The following is a 14,886-nucleotide window of genomic DNA, read 5'->3' on the forward strand; positions in this document are numbered from 1 at the left end:
GTCCGCCCCGCACGGCCCGGCACGGTCTTTCAGGCGGTGCCGGGCCCAAGGCCGCCAAGCGGCACGGCGCAAGCCGTGCGGCTGCGGGCGCGGGAAGGCTGCGGGAAGTGAGGGAAGAGAAGAGGGCGCAGACGAATCCTTCCGGACCGGTGCGATATGGGCAGAACGGCGCTGAGGGATCCTGCCGGCGGCGGGTTTCTTGCTGCAGCCTGCGGAAACGGCAGCAGCCGGTTCTGTCCGGGCTTAGTGTCTGCGCGGCAGCAGGATCAGGGATTGGCAGCGGTCAGTGCGGGTCAGGTTGCGGCGGATGGCACGGGCTTCCAGGCGGACTTGGCCATAGAGCACGATGATCAGCGTGGCGAGGGCTATGATGCAGGCTTCCAGCATATCAGATCGCCGCGCGGCGTTGCAGCCGTTCCTGCACCAGTCCGGCCAGAGTGGCGGTGTCCTGTGTGAGCGGCTGGCCTTTCTGCCGTGACCGCGCCAGCCGGTCGGCGGCATCGGCCAGCGGCCGGTCGCCGGCGCTGCGGGCAACGCCGCCCAGGAACTGCGCCAGATAGGCCAGGGTCTTTTCTTCCTGCCCCATGTTCAGGACATCGGCGGCATGGGCCATGTCGTCGCGGTAGGCGATCAGGTCCGGCTGCACCGTTTCATCTTTCAACAAGCGCGGGCCGGCGGGCTGGCGGTCTGCGGGCATGCTGGACAGCACCGCCTGCTGGAACGCCGCAAGAGAGGTGATCGGCTTTTCCAGGAAGCCCGCGGCACCCGCCTCGATCGCAGCCTCTGCCAGGCTGGGGTCGCCGGATGTGGCCAGGATCACGCTGGGGCGCGGGCTGGCGTCCGCCAGTTCGCGGATCAGGTCCAGTCCGGAGCCGTCCGGCAGCCCGACATCGGCGATCAGCACCGAGGGGCGGTAGACCTGCAGGTGGCGGCGGGCGGATTTCAGGCAATCGGCGCGGCGGATCCGGGCACCGCTGCGCAGGCACAGAAGGCGTAAGGCTTCGCAGGCAAAGCGGCTGTCCTCCACCACCAGGATGGTCAGCCCCAGCAGCGGGCGGCGGGTGGTGGGCAGGCGCTGGGCAGCAGCAAACAGTTCCGAATCGTCCATAACATATGCTCCTTGCGGGATATGATCCGACGCTAGGGAATCGAGGCTAATTACTCGTTAACGCAGCGCGCGCTGCCGCGGGGTGCCGCGCCCCGTGCGGATTGGCGCACTTGCCGCGGCGCAGCAAAATCCCCATAACCGCAGCGGAGGAATGTTTGTGAGAGGAGCACAACAGAGATGATCGGCCGTTTGAATCATGTTGCCATTGCTGTCCCCGACCTGGAGGCGGCATCCGCGCAGTACCGCAATGCGCTGGGGGCCAAGGTCGGCGCCCCGCAGGATGAGCCGGATCACGGTGTCACCGTGGTGTTCATCGAACTGCCCAACACCAAGATCGAGCTGCTCTATCCGCTGGGGGAAAACTCCCCCATCAACGGCTTCCTGGAAAAGAACCCGGCCGGCGGCATTCACCATGTCTGCTATGAGGTCGAGGATATCCTGGCCGCCCGTGATCACCTGCAGGCCGAAGGCGCCCGGGTGCTGGGCACCGGCGAGCCGAAGATCGGCGCGCATGGCAAGCCGGTTCTGTTCCTGCATCCCAAGGATTTCAACGGCTGCCTGGTGGAACTCGAGGAAGTTTGACGCTATGAGCACCCTGTCCCCGCAGCGGGGCAGGGAAAATCCGGGAGATCAGGGCAATGGGCATCACATCCGCAATCGTGCTTTATGCGGTGATCTGGTTCATGACCTTTCTTGTGATCATCCCGATCCGGCTGGAAACCCAGGGCGACAAGGGCGAGGTGGTGCCCGGCACCCATGCAGGCGCCCCGGAGAAGCACTTCCTGAAGCAGAAGGCCTGGATCACCACCGGCGTCGCCGCAGTGCTGTGGGCCGCCATCTGCGCGATCATCCTGTCCGATGTGATCTCGGTGCAGGATTTCGACTGGATGGGGATGATGCCTGAGCGGCAGTGATCCGCACCAGCATCTGATAATCGGGACTGCAGGATCTCCCTCCCGGCCCGGGAGGCATTGATATGCCTCAGGGCCGGTTGGGCGTGGCGCCGCGCTGGCGCGCGGCGCGGCCAGCCCGGCGGGCTGGAGCGGGCCGGGGTGCCAATGGGCAGTCAGAAGAGATTTGCTGAGAAGCGCTTTCAATGCAGCCCTGTACTGAAAGACGCCAGTTCGAGTGTACTCAGGCCTCCACCGCGTCAAGGCTGAACCGCGCGTGCCGCGCGGCGGCTGGCGCCGGCCCTGACCCGGCACAGGCCGGAGCGCGCCGCCGACTCACCGGAGCGCGCCGCCGGCTCATCGACGCGCCAGCGCGTGGTAGATATGGGTGAAGGTGGCGGCGCCCAGGATCGGGATCACCAGGTTTACCAGCGGCACCGACAGCGGCACTGCCATCAGCGTTCCGGCGGCCCAGATGGTGGTGGAATGGCGGCGGCGCAGTTTCTTGGCCTCGGCGGTGCCGACACGGCGCGCGGCAGCAAGGGTGAAGTATTCCCGGCCCAGCAGGAAGCCATTGAGGCCCCAGAAAATGAACAGCGCTGCAGGCGGAAACATCACGTAAAGAAACAGCGCCAGGATGTTGGCCGCAATCAGCAGGCCGAGGAAGTTCACCGTATCCTTGACGGCGTCCCAGAAGGGCACCTTGGCCGCCGCAGGCAGGGCGGGGTAGTGTTTGTCCTCCACCGCCTGAGCAACTTCGTCCAGGAACATCGAGGTGAAGGCCGAAGCCACCGGGATCATCAGGAACACAGATAACAGCAGCACCAGGAAAACCGAGCCGACGGACAGAATGTCGTCCAGCCAAGTGACTTCCCCCAAGAGCGGCAAGGCTGTCTCCGGCCCCACCAGCCACTGCACCAGCAGATAGAAACCCACGCAGGCCGCGATCAGCAGGGCAATGGTCAACCCCAGCCCCAGGAACAGCACCTTGCGGAAGCGCGGGTCGCCGGTCTGGCCGAGGGTCTTGAAAAAGGCGGTAAAGATCATGCGCTCATCCAGGTTGTGATTGCGTCGAGGTCGGGGCGCGGGCGCTCCGGCGGGGCAGAGCTTTCGGTGGCGATGTGGATGATGCCGGCAATGCGCTCGTTCTTGGCGAGGCCAAAGGCGGCTTCGCAGAAGCCCCGGTCATGGCTGGCCCAGCCGGTCAGCCAGTTGGCGCCCCAGCCGGCAGCCAGCGCCGCATTCAGAAGTGCGAGGCAGACGGCGCCGGCGGAGTAGGTCTGCTCAATGGCGGGCACCTTGGGGCTGTTCTTTTGCACCCCAACTACCACCACGGCAAGCTGGCCCTGGTCGAACTGGCTGCGGCCCTTGGCGGTATCCTCCGGGCTCTTGCCCAGGCGCTGGCCGCATTCTTCTGTCAGCTTTGCCAGCCGTGCCATAGCGGCCTGCTCCACCACGATAAAGCGCCAGGGCTCCAGCTTGCCATGATCGGGAGAGCGGGCGGCGGCGGTCAGGACCGGCAGCAGCTCCTCGCGCGTGGGCGCTGGCGCCACCAGCGTCTTGGCCGGGCGGGAGCGGCGCGACAGCAGAAAATCAAGGGCTGCGTCATTGCGTTCAGGCATATGTGAAACCTATTTACATCTGTTGCTGCCTATCTCGGCAGCTGGGGGCGTTTTTTCAAGAGCCATTGGGCCTTGCGGGCCATCTGTGCCGGAAATGCAGCAGGCGGCGGGGCTTGGGTTTCGCTATGCGGGTGATAGCTGCCGGAAGGCGGTAAAGTCTATGGCTTTTGGCCTCTGCACAGGGCAAGTGTGGGCCTATGGGAAAGCCTAGGAAGAAAGACCTGCCGGATCTGAGGCATCTGTGCATGCCAGGCGCGGAAATTGCGGTGCGCGCAACGCCCAAGGCGGCACGCAATGGCATTGTGCAGGCGGAGGGCGTGCTGAAGATCTCTGTCACCGCGGCGCCGGAGAACGGCAAGGCGACTGAAGCCATACGCAGCCTGCTGGCCACGGCAATGGGCACGGCGGCGTCGAACCTTGAATTGCGCCGGGGCGCAACCTCCCGGGACAAGGTGTTTGCCTATACCGGGCCGTCCTGAGAGACAGGGTCCTGAGCGCTAGTCTTCGCCAACCAGGCGGTAGACGCCTTCGGGCAGGTCCAGTGCGGCGGCGAGATCCCGCACCTGCAGGTGCGAGAGGGTGATTTTCTGCACACTGTCGGTGCGCGGGTCGTATTGCTCAACCGTGACGCATTCGGCAAAGGAATTGATGGTCACGTCCTCGTTGAGCGGAACGCCGTTCTCGTCAACAAGGGTGATGACCGTCGAGTCGAATTCATGTTCGATGGTAAACATGCCCCCAGCCTGCACTGCGCACCGCCTGCTGGCAAGGCCTTGCAATTGCACATGATCATACCAATGTAACGGCGAACTTCCGCCGCCAGGCAATTGCCTTCCCCAAGGCTTGCGCGGTACGGTGCGGACGAATTGCAATAGGATGTGCCATGCGCCGTTTTCTGTGTCTCATCGCCCTGACCGCCAGCGCCTGCAACATGGTGGTGGAACCCGCGCCCCAGCCTGCCCGGACCGCACCGCAGCAGCCGGTGCAGGGGCTGGCGCCGGGCGAGGCGCAAAGCGCCTTTGCCGCCGTTACCCGCCGGGTGGAGCCGGTGGCAGAGCGCGAATGCCGCAGCCGTACTCAGGGTTTGAACTGCGATTTCCTGATCCGCATCGACCCGGATCCGAACGCCGCCCCGAACGCCTACCAAAGCCTCGACCGCAACGGCCGTCCGGTGATCACCTTCACCCGGCGGATGCTGGGGCAGATCGCCAACCACGACGAGCTGGCCTTTGTGATGTCGCATGAGGCCGCCCACCACATCCGCGGCCACCTGGCGCGGCAGGCGACGAACTCGGCGCTGGCCAGTGCCGGTGCAGGCATACTTACAGCGCTGGTGGGCGGGGATGCCGGCGCGGTATCCTCTGCGCAGGATTTTGGCGGTTTTGTCGGCGCCCGCACCTACTCCAAAAACTTTGAACTGGAGGCGGACGAGCTGGGCACAATCATCACCCATAAATCCGGCTACCGGCCCAGCGTCGGCGTGCGCTTCTTCAACCGGCTGCCGGATCCGGGCGACCGGTTCCTGGGCACCCACCCGGCCAACCCGGACCGGGTGCGGGTGGTGCAGGCGACAATTGACCGCAACAACCTGAACTGACCGTGGAGCCCAAGGATACCTCTGCTCCCGTGCTGGAAAAGCTCGGCGTGGTGCTGACGGACCGCGGCTCGAAATACGCGGTCACCGGCGCGCGGGTCACCTCGCGCGGGGAGGTGGATGCGGTGCTGGCGGAGCTGAAGTCCGAGCGTTCCTACGCCAAGGCAACCCACAACACCTGGGCAGCAATGCTGCCCACCGGCGGGCTCAAGGCCGATGACGGCGAAAGTGGCGCAGGCATGGTGATTCTGCGGATGCTGGAGCGGGAAGGGATCACCGATCACGTCATTATCGTCACCCGCTGGTACGGCGGCAAAAAACTGGGCGGTGACCGTTTCCGCCGGGTGCAGGACGCGGTGCGCGCTTATCTGGACCACCGGGGCGGGAGCGCCGCCTGAAATTTCCCGCCGGTTGACCTGAGTCAAATCCCTGCCTGCCGCCCGCGGCTAAGCTGCCCCTGCAATGCATGATTACGGGGTATGCGCGATGACCGCCGAAGCTGATCTGAAGACCCACGCTGAACTGTTCGACCGGATGGCCTGCGCCGTTGGCCTGGATCTGGAGGAGGAGGCCGTGTCCGGCCATCTGCGCTTTGATGAGATCGCCGAGGCGGTGCTGCGCTGCACCCGCTGCGGCGGTGTCGGCGCCTGCCGCAAATGGCTGGCTGAGGGCCAGCGCCCCGGGGCAGATGCCCCAGATTTCTGCCGCAACCGCGACCTGCTCGGCTATCTGAACGAGAGCCAGGCGTAACAGGAGCGGATGCCATGCAGCCGCTGGGCGATCCCCTTTACCATTTGCGCCTGATGGCCCGGATGGGCCAGGCCACCGGCGTTGACCTGTCCGCCGCCTTTGCCTCCGGCGCCATCAGCCACGAGGACTGGGCGGCAATGATCACCCGCTGCCGCGGCTGCGATGCGCCCGTGCAGTGCGAGGCCTTTCTGGATGCCAAGACCCGCGCCGGTGCGCCGATGCCCGGCTGCCGCAATGCGGACCAGCTGATGCAGCTGAAGGGCCGCGGCGCATGAAGGACATGGCAGCGGAGGCAGAGGGCCTCGGCAATATCTTCCGCCACCTGTGGCTGCTGCGCGCCGTGGCAGAGGCTGCGGGTGTTGATCTGGATGCGGCGATGAAGGCCGGGCGCCTCAGCGGTCTGGATTATGCCCGTATGGTCACCAGCTGCCGCAGCGCCGGCTGCAGCAAATCCTGCGCCCTGTGGCTCTCCGCCCGCCGCGATGACGCGCCCGCGGCGCCTGAGTTTTGCCCCAGCGCCGGTGTCTTCAAGCGGCTGATGCCCGCCTCCTGACCCTAAAGCTTGGAATGGCTGCCGTCGCAGAGCGGCTTCTTGCCCGAGTGCTTGCAGCCGCAGAAGAACACTTTGCCGTCCTTCTCCGCCTTATACTTCACCGGTTCGAAATCCGTGCCCTTGTGCGAGCCATCGCAGAACGGCTGCCGCGAGGACTTGCCGCAGGCGCACCAGAAATAGGTCTTTCCCTCCGTCACCTCAATGGGGAAGGGGGCTTTCTGGGCGATTTCCGGAGTGTCTGACATGGCTGGGCGCTCTCCCTGGCTGGTTGCGGTTAAAGGAGAGCGTAGCAGGGAATTGGCGCGAGGGGAGGGGCAGATAGCCGCAAGCCCGCGCAATGCGCGGGCAGCGCCCGACTCTCCCCACGGGAGGGCGCTGGAGAGCAGCTCCGACCTGCTAGGCGGAATACTTAAATTGACGGATAAGTGTCTTTGTCAGAGGGGTAATATGATAGGCGCGCCATCTGCTTGTTGGCATATCTTTTTCTAGCTTGTTCGTGACGGCTTCTAAGGAACTCAATGCCGGAAGACGAGTACAAGTATTCGCTTTCACCCACTACGGGGTCTACTCTTTCGATACCAAGCTTCACTTGCATGTCTTTGTGGAGGTCGTCCAAAACTTGGTAGGAACGATTGAAAATTTTGCGGGTGAAGTTGGACAGATTGTTGTTCAGCTGGCAAATTGACTGCATATAGCTTCGGGTTAGCAGTACTAAGTCGAACCTTTGGTAGCTTTCAGCCAAGAGCTCCTGTTTTGTTGCCTTGTCCCTAGCTTTCTGAGGCTGCATAGCGGTAACTGCTGATTTGCTAAGGAAGAAACCCAGCGCGACCTCTTGGGAAGGAAAGTTACCACTTCGGTCGTTTTTAATATTGGACTTCGAGTACGACACGGGAAGCGCGTGGTGTTGAGCGCTGTTCCGAACAAGTTCCATTATTCGAAAATCGCGATCTCCATCTCGTAGCTCTGCTATTGTGTTCCCCCAAAATCTCGCACCTTCATCATTTTGGGGGAGTAACTGTGAGATTAGTCGTTTCGTCTGATCGGTGTAGCACTTAACTGCAGTCAAGAGCGCTAAGAGCCTGATATTAATTCGTATTTTGTTTTCTGAGTCGCGGGTGCGAAAATCTCTATCAAGCTTAGAAGAACCAAGAATTGTTATCCTGCTTAGTTCCTCTTCGAACTCTATGTACGTCTCATGTGCAACGATAAATAATTCATCAATCTTTTGAATTATGCCCAGCTGTTGCTCGGCAGTCTTGACCTCTTGCAACTCGAAAACGTCTATCTCGATATACTCATTATCAAGAAAATTCCGAACTCGTACTAGTTCTGCAGCCTGCCCCAAAGGTCATACTCCCCGGCCTCATCAACCTCAACGGTCACCATATCGCCGGGATTCAACTCTTCAACCCCCTCATCAATGAACAGGTTGCCGTCGATCTCCGGCGCATCGGCCTTGGTGCGGCAGGTGGCGATGCCTTCCTCGTCGATGTCGTCGACAATCACTTGCATCGTCTGGCCGACCTTGGCTGCCAGCTTGGCTTCGGAGATCGCCTGGGCCTTCTCCATGAACCGCTCCCAGCGCTCCTGTTTCACCTCTTCCGGCACATGGTCCGGCAGGTCGTTGGAACGCGCACCGTCGACGTTTTCGTATTTGAAGCAGCCAACCCGGTCCAGCTGCGCCTCATCCATCCAGTCCAGCAGATACTGGAACTCCGCCTCGGTCTCGCCGGGGAAGCCGACGATGAAGGTGGAGCGCAGGGTGATATCGGGGCAGGTGGCGCGCCAGGCGGTGATCTCGTCCAGCGTCTTGGCCGCCGCGGCGGGGCGGGCCATGCGGCGCAGCACGTCCGGGTGGGCGTGCTGGAAGGGGATGTCCAGATAGGGCAGCAGCGCGTTCTCCGGGTCCGCCATCAGCGGGATCAGCTCGCGCACATGCGGGTATGGGTAGACATAGTGCAGCCGCACCCACAGGTCCTCCGCCGGGGCCAGCTTACCCAGCTCTCGGGAGAGGTCGAGGATATGGCTGCGCACGTCGGCGCCCTTCCAGGGATGCGTGGAATACTTGCGGTCGAGCCCGTAGGCAGAGGTGTCCTGCGAAATCACCAGCAGTTCGCGCACCCCGGCCTCAACCAGTTTCTCCGCCTCACGCAGCACCGCGTGCACCGGGCGCGACGCCAGCTTGCCGCGCATGTCCGGGATGATGCAGAATTTGCACTTGTGGTTGCAGCCCTCTGAAATCTTTAGGTAACTGAAGTGCCGCGGGGTCAGCTTCACACCCGCCGCGGGCAGCAGGTCCACGTAGGGGTTCGGGCTGGGCGGCACCGCGGAATGCACCGCGTCCAGCACCTGCTCATACTGGTGCGGGCCGGTGACCGCGTGGATGCGCGGGTGATGCTCGCGGATGTAGTCCGGCTCGGCGCCCAGGCAGCCGGTGACGATCACCTTGCCGTTTTCCTTCAGCGCTTCGCCGATCGCCTCCAGGCTTTCCGCCTTGGCGCTGTCGAGGAAGCCGCAGGTGTTGACGATCACCGCGTCAGCCCCGGCGTAGTCGGGCGAGATGCCATAGCCCTCGGCGCGCAGCCGGGTCAGGATGCGCTCGCTGTCCACCAGCGCCTTGGGGCAGCCGAGCGACACCATGCCGAGGGTCGGCTGGTCGTCACGGGGCGCCTCACGGAACTGCGGTTCCGGGGCAAGGTCAGGGCGGAGGCTGGGCGGGTTGCTGGACGGGGTACTGGTCATGCGCGCGCGTATATCAGGAATGCGGCAGGAGGCAAGGAAAACGGAGGGTGCCAGCCGTGCACCCCCTGTACACCCCCTGTGCACCGGGGAGGTGCATTTTCGCCGGATGTGCCGGGGTTCGGTGTTGAAGGCGGGGCGTCAATGCCCGTAGCCTGCACTAAAGCGGATATGCAGGACGAGAGCGATTGATGCGTGACGAGAGTGAAACGCCGGAAGCCCCGGCTGCCCCGCAGCGCAAGCTGACCCCCGCCAACGAGAACCCTTGGTATGTTCTGATGACACTGTATGGAGAACAGGAGGGGGATGAAGTCGACTGGAAGTTGCATGAGAAGAACCGCAAGGTGTGGAACGCTTGGGCGGGCCATGGACTGAGCGAGGAGGAGAGAACCGCTGCGTCTGAACAGCTAAAAATTGAACGCGCTGAGCTGGAGGCCTGGCCAGAGATTGTACCAGAGATCGGGGGACTTTTCCGTAAGGAATTTCAGAGGCGTAATCCTGAGGCGAACGAGGTTCCGGAGCTGCCAGTCAGTTCGGAGCGAATTAATGTTTCCAACACTTCTTTCTCCAATGCTGTGGTGTTAACGCAGGCGATATTCGCGACCCTAGTGGACTTTCAAAAGTCGACCTTTAGGCGTGTCGTGTTTTGTAATGATGCTTTCTTTGCGAAGGGGGCCTATTTTTGTTCATCTGTTTTCGGTGAGGTGGTGAAGTTTTCAAACGCTATCTTTTCACATTTGGCGAACTTCCGGTCTGCAAGATTCATTGGAGATGCCGAGTTTACTTCAGTGAAGTTTTCACAAGTGGCAATTTTTTCTGATTCTAATTTTGTCGAGAGTGCTGGTTTTAAATCAGTTATTTTTGTTCAAAATGCTATATTTCATTGTGTGCGATTTGAGGGTGAGTGTATTTTCGCCTTTTCCAGATTTGACAGGGGAGTGAACTTCTACGGCTCAAAGTTTGAAAAAATTTCAAACTTCAGGCTGTCGAGTTTTGGACAAAATGCATACTTTTCTTTTTCTTCGTTTTCCCAGGTGGTGAACTTTCGATCAGTAATTTTTAAGCGCGGTGTTGATTTTCGCGCTACCACCTTCGGTGCGAGTGCTTACTTTGTTAAGGTTGTTTTCGGCGTGGTGGCAAATGGGGAGGCATTTAGCAGATTCGATGACTGCTTGTTCCATGGACCTACTTCATTCCGTCGAGCTCAGTTTTGGGGGCGGTACCCGACTTTTGCTGGTGCTGTAATGCACGATAATACCGTCTTTCCTGCGAGGTTCTCTCCGCGAGAAGATGAAGTTAAGCTCGACGCTAGGCTGTTGAACGTTGTTTATTGGCCGGTTGAACCTGATCAGGATCCTGCGGAAGCCCGCGAAAGCTGTGCCACCATTCGCCATATCCTCGCCAAACAAGGCCTCCCCGAAGACGAACACTTCTTCTTCCGCCGTGAAATGCAGTTTGCCGGCAAGATCGGCTCCATCTGGCAGCGGCTGCCTTATCTGCTGTTCGGGTTGTTCTCCGAATACGGCTATTCCATCCTGCGGCCCACGCTCTGGCTCTTGGGTGTCTGGGCCTTGGGCTTTGCCGCCTTTTGGGGCCATTTCTCCGGTTGTTGCGTCCCAGCGCCGGACACTTTGATCGAACGCCCGATGGGATCGGCGATGGCGCTCAGCTTCTCCAACCTGTTTCCGCTGTTCGGGTTCGGGCGGACGTTCCTGCTGGAGGAACTGAAGGCGCTGCCCGCCGTCCTGCAATTCTTCTCCGGCTTCCAGACCGTCGCCAGCCTGCCGCTCTTGTTCTTCCTCGGCCTGGGCCTGCGGCAGCGGTTCCGGCTGCGCTGACCATCAGCCGCAAACGCGCGAAGCTTTGATGCCGTGCGGGGGCTTCGTGCATTGCACCCGCCCGCCCACGCGGTAAGCTGCGCAAAACCCGTTGGGGAACGTGGGGCAAGGCAAAAAGGAGCGGGATGATGAAGCTGATTTTCCGGGTGGTGACGGCGCTGGTGCTGACGGTGGTGCTGCTGGCGGGGCTGGTGCTGCTGCTGCCGGGCGAGAAGATCGCGCGGCTGGCGGCGGATCAGCTGGAAACGCAGACCGGGCGCAAGCTGGCGTTTGGCGGCAAGGTGCGCTTTACCTTCTGGCCCACTCTGGGGGTCAAGGCCGATGCGGTGACGCTCTCCAATGCGGACTGGGCCGGGCCGGAGCCGATGCTGCAGGCCGAACGGCTGACCATCGGGGTCTCTGCCGCCGACCTGATGCAGGGCGATGTGCGGGTCACTGAGGTCTCTGCCATTCTGCCGCATCTCAACCTGGCGACCAATGCCGAGGGCGTTGGCAATTGGGTGATGGGCGGCGCCGGGGCGGCACAGGACGGCAGCGCAGGCACTGACGGCGGCGCAGGCTCAGCCGGCGGCGCGCTGCCCTTGCGGATCGAGGCGGTGGAGCTGACCGGGGCCTCGCTGCGCTATGCAGCCCACGGCGAAGCGCCGGTTGAGATGAAGAACATCGACCTCAGCCTCTTGTGGCCGGACCCGGCGGGCACTGCCAGTGCAAAGGCCACGCTGCGCCCGGCGGGGGAGCCGGTGCAGGTGGACGCGGAGATCGGCACCTTTGCGGGGTTTCTGGCCGGTGAGGTGTCCTCGATCGGGGCGACGGTGACGGCGCCGGGCGGCAAGGGGCGGTTTGACGGCCATGCCGGTATCAATGGCGAGGCCAGCGGGCGGCTGACCTTCGGGGCGCAGGATGCCTTGAAAACCGGCGTGGCGCTGGGGGTGTTCCTGCCCGATGCGCTGGCGCAGAAGGCGGTGTTTGCGGCGGATGTGACCTATACCGCCGACGGGCGGCTGTCGATGCGCGACCTGGCGGCCGAGCTGGGCGCCAACCGGCTGACCGGCGCGGCGGACATGGAATTCAAGGACCGCCCCAAGATCACTGCCCAGCTGCAGGGCGGGGCGCTGGATTTCAGCAGCTTTGCCGGCGCACAGAGCGGCTCCGGCGGCGGGTCCAGCAGTGCAGGCGGTGCATCTGCTGCCAGCGGCTGGCCTGAGGACGCGATTGATGCCTCGGCGCTGGGGCTGGCGGATGCTGCGGTGGACCTGAGTTTCGACAGCCTGCGCACCGGCGGCGTGACCCTTGGCGCCAGCAAGCTGAACCTGACGGTGGAGCGCAGCCGCGCGGTGCTGAAATTCCTGCCAGCGGCGATGTTCGGCGGCCAGGTGCAGGGCCAGGTGGTCGCCAACAACCGGGGCGGGCTGTCGGTGGGCGGCAATCTGACCTTCAACGGCATCCGGCTGGAGCGCGCTTTGGGGGAGACCGCCGGTTATGACCGCTTGAACGGCGAGGCGCTGGGCGCGCTGGAGTTTCTTGGCTCCGGCAATTCGGTGGCGGCCATCATGCGTTCCCTCAGCGGTAAGGGCTGGCTGGAAGCAGGGAAGGGGTTTTTCACCGGCTTCGACCTGGAGCAGCTGATGCGCTCGGGCGGTAATGGCGGCAGCACCGTGTTTGACCAGCTGACCGCCAGCTACACGATTGAGGGCGGCAATCTCAGCAATCAGGACCTGCTGGTGCTGCTGAAGGGGTTCCGTGCCGAGGGCAAGGGCCGGATCGGCTTGGGCGCACGCGACATCGACTACCTGTTCTCGCCGCAGCTGGTGCGGGCGGGCAGCGATCAGGTGCTGACCATCCCGGTCCGTATCCGGGGCAGCTGGGACAATCCGGACATCCGGCCGGACTTCGGCCAGGCGCTGCAGCCGAAGATCGACGAGATCGAGCAGGAGGCCAAGGACCGGGTACGCCAGAAGCTGGCCGAGGAGCTGGATCTGGAAACCGAAATCGCGCCGGACCAGGACATCAACGATGTGCTGAAGCAGCGGATCGAACAGGAGGCCCGCGACCAGCTGCTGAAACTGCTGGGCGGCGACTGAACCCTTCTGCCTGCGGCCGGGTCAAGGAAGGCCGGGAGGCCTCCTGGCATAGCCCGGCAAGTCCTTGAGGCGGCTGCAGGCGTCTTACACTGGAAATGGCGCATCTAAGGGCAGACCTGTCCTTAGATCGCGTCTCAGCCAAAGAAAAAGCGCCCGCCGGAGGCGGGCGCGGATCGCCTGCGTCAGCAGGCGAAATCCCTCATGTGAACCGGGATCAGATGGTCTGGTCGTAGTCACCGACCAGCGGCTCGGTGCGGATCACCGCGTCAATATCGGCAAAGATCGCCCGCATCTCGTCTTCGCTGTCGGAGCTTTCGCAAACCACCACCAGGTTCGGGGTGTTGGAAGATGCCCGCACCAGCCCCCAGGAGCCGTTGTCGAGGATCACACGTGCGCCGTTCACGGTCACGACTTCCTTGATGGCGCGGCCTGCGAACTGCTCGCCCGCCTCATGCTTGGCCACCAGCTTCTGCACCAGCCGCTCCAGCACGGTGTATTTCTCGGTGTCGGCGCAATAGGGCGACATGGTCGGGGTGGACCAGGTCTTGGGCAGCGCCTTGCGCAGGTCCGACATCGACATATCCGGGTTGCGGTCCAGCATCTTGCAGACCTCAACCGCGACCCGCATGCCGCAGTCGTAGCCGCGGCCGACCGGTTCGGCCAGGAAGTAGTGGCCGGACTTCTCAAACCCCGCCAGGGCGCCGATTTCCTTGACCCGCCGCTTCATGTGGCTGTGACCGGTCTTCCAGTAATCCGCGGTGACGCCGTTCTTCTGCAGTTCGGGGTCGGAGGCAAACAGGCCGGTGGATTTCACGTCGGCGACAAAGGTAGAGTTCGGGTAGAGCTTCGACAGATCGCGGGCCATGATCACGCCCACCTTGTCGGCAAAGATCTCCTCGCCTTCGTCGTCGACCACGCCGCAGCGGTCGCCGTCGCCGTCAAAACCAAGCGCCAGATCAGCGCCGGAGGCCTTCACCGATGCCGACATGTCGTGCAGCATCTCCATGGCTTCGGGGTTGGGGTTGTAATGCGGGAAAGTGTAGTCCAGCTCGTTGTGGCTCTCGACCACCTCGACGCCGATGCGTTTGAACAGCTCCGGCGCAAAGGCGGAGGCGGTGCCGTTGCCGGTGGCGCAGACAACTTTCAGCGGGCGGGACATTTTGAAGCCGCCTGCCAGGTCGTCCAGATAAGCTTCCTTGACGCCGTCCACGAATTCGTAGGAGCCGCCGGGCGCGGGCTGGCCTTCGCCGTTCAGCACGATATCGCGCAGCTCGCCCATCTCGTCGGGGCCGTGGGTCAGCGGGCGGTCAAAGCCCATTTTGACGCCGGTCCAGCCGTTGGGGTTGTGGCTGGCGGTGACCATGGCGACCGCGGGCACATCCAGGTGGAACTGGGAAAAATAGGCCATCGGCGACAGTGCCGGGCCGATGTCCTTCACTTGGATGCCGGCCTGCATCAGGCCCAGGATCAGGGCGTTCTTGATCGCAAGCGAATAGTCGCGGTAGTCGTTGCCCACCGCGATCACCGGTTCGATGCCGCGCTTGCGCATCTGGGTGCCGAGGCCGAGGCCCAGGGCGGTCATGCCGGGGAGGTTGATCTCCTCCGGGTACTTCCAGCGCGCGTCATATTCGCGAAAGCCGGTGGGCTTTATCATCGCGTCACGCAGGAAGCTCCAGGTGTTCGGGGTCACCTCAGGCTGCGGTTTGGTCAT

At 62.9% G+C, this 14,886-nt stretch carries 19 protein-coding genes; 10 read left to right on the forward strand and 9 right to left on the reverse strand.

All coding sequences use genetic code 11. The features are described 5' to 3' along the window. Positions 1-243: 243 nt before the first annotated feature. The gene (locus N6L27_RS09515) at positions 244-387 is read right to left on the reverse strand and encodes a hypothetical protein (RefSeq protein WP_271907011.1); all 144 of its coding nucleotides are present in this window, start codon (positions 385-387) and stop codon (positions 244-246) included. 1 nt (position 388) lies between these two features. Beyond that, a complete protein-coding gene (locus tag N6L27_RS09520; protein ID WP_271907012.1) occupies positions 389-1,108 on the reverse strand; it encodes a response regulator in 720 nt (239 codons plus the stop codon). Between the two features lie 177 nt (positions 1,109-1,285). Between N6L27_RS09520 and mce the strand changes: the two genes are divergently transcribed. After that, on the forward strand, positions 1,286-1,690 hold the full coding sequence (gene mce / locus N6L27_RS09525) for a methylmalonyl-CoA epimerase (protein WP_271907013.1): 405 nt from the start codon (positions 1,286-1,288) through the stop codon (positions 1,688-1,690). A gap of 56 nt (positions 1,691-1,746) precedes the next feature. Further along, complete coding sequence (locus N6L27_RS09530; RefSeq protein WP_271907014.1) at positions 1,747-2,022, forward strand: DUF1467 family protein; 276 nt, start codon at positions 1,747-1,749, stop codon at positions 2,020-2,022. A gap of 333 nt (positions 2,023-2,355) precedes the next feature. Here N6L27_RS09530 and N6L27_RS09535 read toward each other — a convergent pair whose 3' ends face one another. Continuing rightward, a complete protein-coding gene (locus tag N6L27_RS09535; RefSeq protein ID WP_271907015.1) occupies positions 2,356-3,045 on the reverse strand; it encodes an EI24 domain-containing protein in 690 nt (229 codons plus the stop codon). After that, the gene (locus tag N6L27_RS09540; RefSeq protein ID WP_271907016.1) at positions 3,042-3,620 is read right to left on the reverse strand and encodes a nitroreductase family protein; all 579 of its coding nucleotides are present in this window, start codon (positions 3,618-3,620) and stop codon (positions 3,042-3,044) included. Before N6L27_RS09540 ends, N6L27_RS09535 begins: the two co-directional genes overlap by 4 nt. 197 nt (positions 3,621-3,817) lie before the next feature. On the opposite strand from N6L27_RS09540, the gene N6L27_RS09545 reads away from it, so the two are divergent. After that, entirely contained in the window at positions 3,818-4,099 is a 282-nt protein-coding gene (locus N6L27_RS09545; protein WP_271907017.1) for a DUF167 domain-containing protein, read from the forward strand. A gap of 18 nt (positions 4,100-4,117) precedes the next feature. Here N6L27_RS09545 and N6L27_RS09550 read toward each other — a convergent pair whose 3' ends face one another. Beyond that, entirely contained in the window at positions 4,118-4,354 is a 237-nt protein-coding gene (locus tag N6L27_RS09550; RefSeq protein WP_039185684.1) for a hypothetical protein, read from the reverse strand. 149 nt (positions 4,355-4,503) lie between these two features. On the opposite strand from N6L27_RS09550, the gene N6L27_RS09555 reads away from it, so the two are divergent. From N6L27_RS09555 to N6L27_RS09575, 5 genes are all read left to right on the forward strand, one after another. After that, complete coding sequence (locus N6L27_RS09555; RefSeq protein WP_271907018.1) at positions 4,504-5,217, forward strand: M48 family metalloprotease; 714 nt, start codon at positions 4,504-4,506, stop codon at positions 5,215-5,217. 2 nt (positions 5,218-5,219) lie between these two features. Continuing rightward, positions 5,220-5,612: a YigZ family protein gene (locus N6L27_RS09560; protein WP_271907019.1), complete on the forward strand. Its 393-nt coding sequence runs from the start codon at positions 5,220-5,222 to the stop codon at positions 5,610-5,612. Between the two features lie 88 nt (positions 5,613-5,700). Then, complete coding sequence (locus N6L27_RS09565) at positions 5,701-5,964, forward strand: DUF6455 family protein (protein WP_271907020.1); 264 nt, start codon at positions 5,701-5,703, stop codon at positions 5,962-5,964. Positions 5,965-5,978: 14 nt separating this feature from the next. Next, complete coding sequence (locus N6L27_RS09570) at positions 5,979-6,239, forward strand: DUF6455 family protein (protein ID WP_271907021.1); 261 nt, start codon at positions 5,979-5,981, stop codon at positions 6,237-6,239. Further along, positions 6,236-6,517, forward strand: coding sequence for a DUF6455 family protein (locus tag N6L27_RS09575; protein ID WP_271907022.1), 282 nt, complete (start codon positions 6,236-6,238; stop codon positions 6,515-6,517). Before N6L27_RS09570 ends, N6L27_RS09575 begins: the two co-directional genes overlap by 4 nt. A gap of 2 nt (positions 6,518-6,519) precedes the next feature. Here N6L27_RS09575 and N6L27_RS09580 read toward each other — a convergent pair whose 3' ends face one another. The 3 genes from N6L27_RS09580 to rimO all read right to left on the reverse strand — a co-directional run bounded on the left by N6L27_RS09580 (position 6,520) and on the right by rimO (position 9,259). Continuing rightward, positions 6,520-6,762: a CDGSH iron-sulfur domain-containing protein gene (locus N6L27_RS09580; protein ID WP_271907023.1), complete on the reverse strand. Its 243-nt coding sequence runs from the start codon at positions 6,760-6,762 to the stop codon at positions 6,520-6,522. 164 nt (positions 6,763-6,926) lie between these two features. Continuing rightward, positions 6,927-7,787, reverse strand: coding sequence for a hypothetical protein (locus tag N6L27_RS09585; RefSeq protein WP_271907024.1), 861 nt, complete (start codon positions 7,785-7,787; stop codon positions 6,927-6,929). Between the two features lie 53 nt (positions 7,788-7,840). Further along, positions 7,841-9,259 carry a 30S ribosomal protein S12 methylthiotransferase RimO gene (gene rimO / locus N6L27_RS09590; protein WP_271907025.1) on the reverse strand — a complete coding sequence of 473 codons (1,419 nt, stop codon included), beginning with the start codon at positions 9,257-9,259 and terminating at the stop codon, positions 7,841-7,843. 188 nt (positions 9,260-9,447) lie between these two features. Here rimO and N6L27_RS09595 point away from each other — a divergent pair, with 188 nt between their 5' ends. Together N6L27_RS09595 and N6L27_RS09600 are read left to right on the forward strand one after the other, a co-directional pair. Continuing rightward, positions 9,448-11,094, forward strand: coding sequence for a pentapeptide repeat-containing protein (locus N6L27_RS09595; protein WP_271907026.1), 1,647 nt, complete (start codon positions 9,448-9,450; stop codon positions 11,092-11,094). A gap of 128 nt (positions 11,095-11,222) precedes the next feature. After that, positions 11,223-13,175 (forward strand): AsmA family protein, encoded by a 1,953-nt coding sequence (locus N6L27_RS09600; RefSeq protein ID WP_271907027.1) that lies wholly within the window; start codon positions 11,223-11,225, stop codon positions 13,173-13,175. Between the two features lie 214 nt (positions 13,176-13,389). On the opposite strand, the gene N6L27_RS09605 is transcribed toward N6L27_RS09600, so the two are convergent. After that, positions 13,390-14,886 (reverse strand): phosphomannomutase/phosphoglucomutase, encoded by a 1,497-nt coding sequence (locus N6L27_RS09605; RefSeq protein ID WP_271907028.1) that lies wholly within the window; start codon positions 14,884-14,886, stop codon positions 13,390-13,392.

This window comes from Leisingera sp. SS27 (assembly GCF_028368855.1).
GTDB lineage: Bacteria > Pseudomonadota > Alphaproteobacteria > Rhodobacterales > Rhodobacteraceae > Leisingera.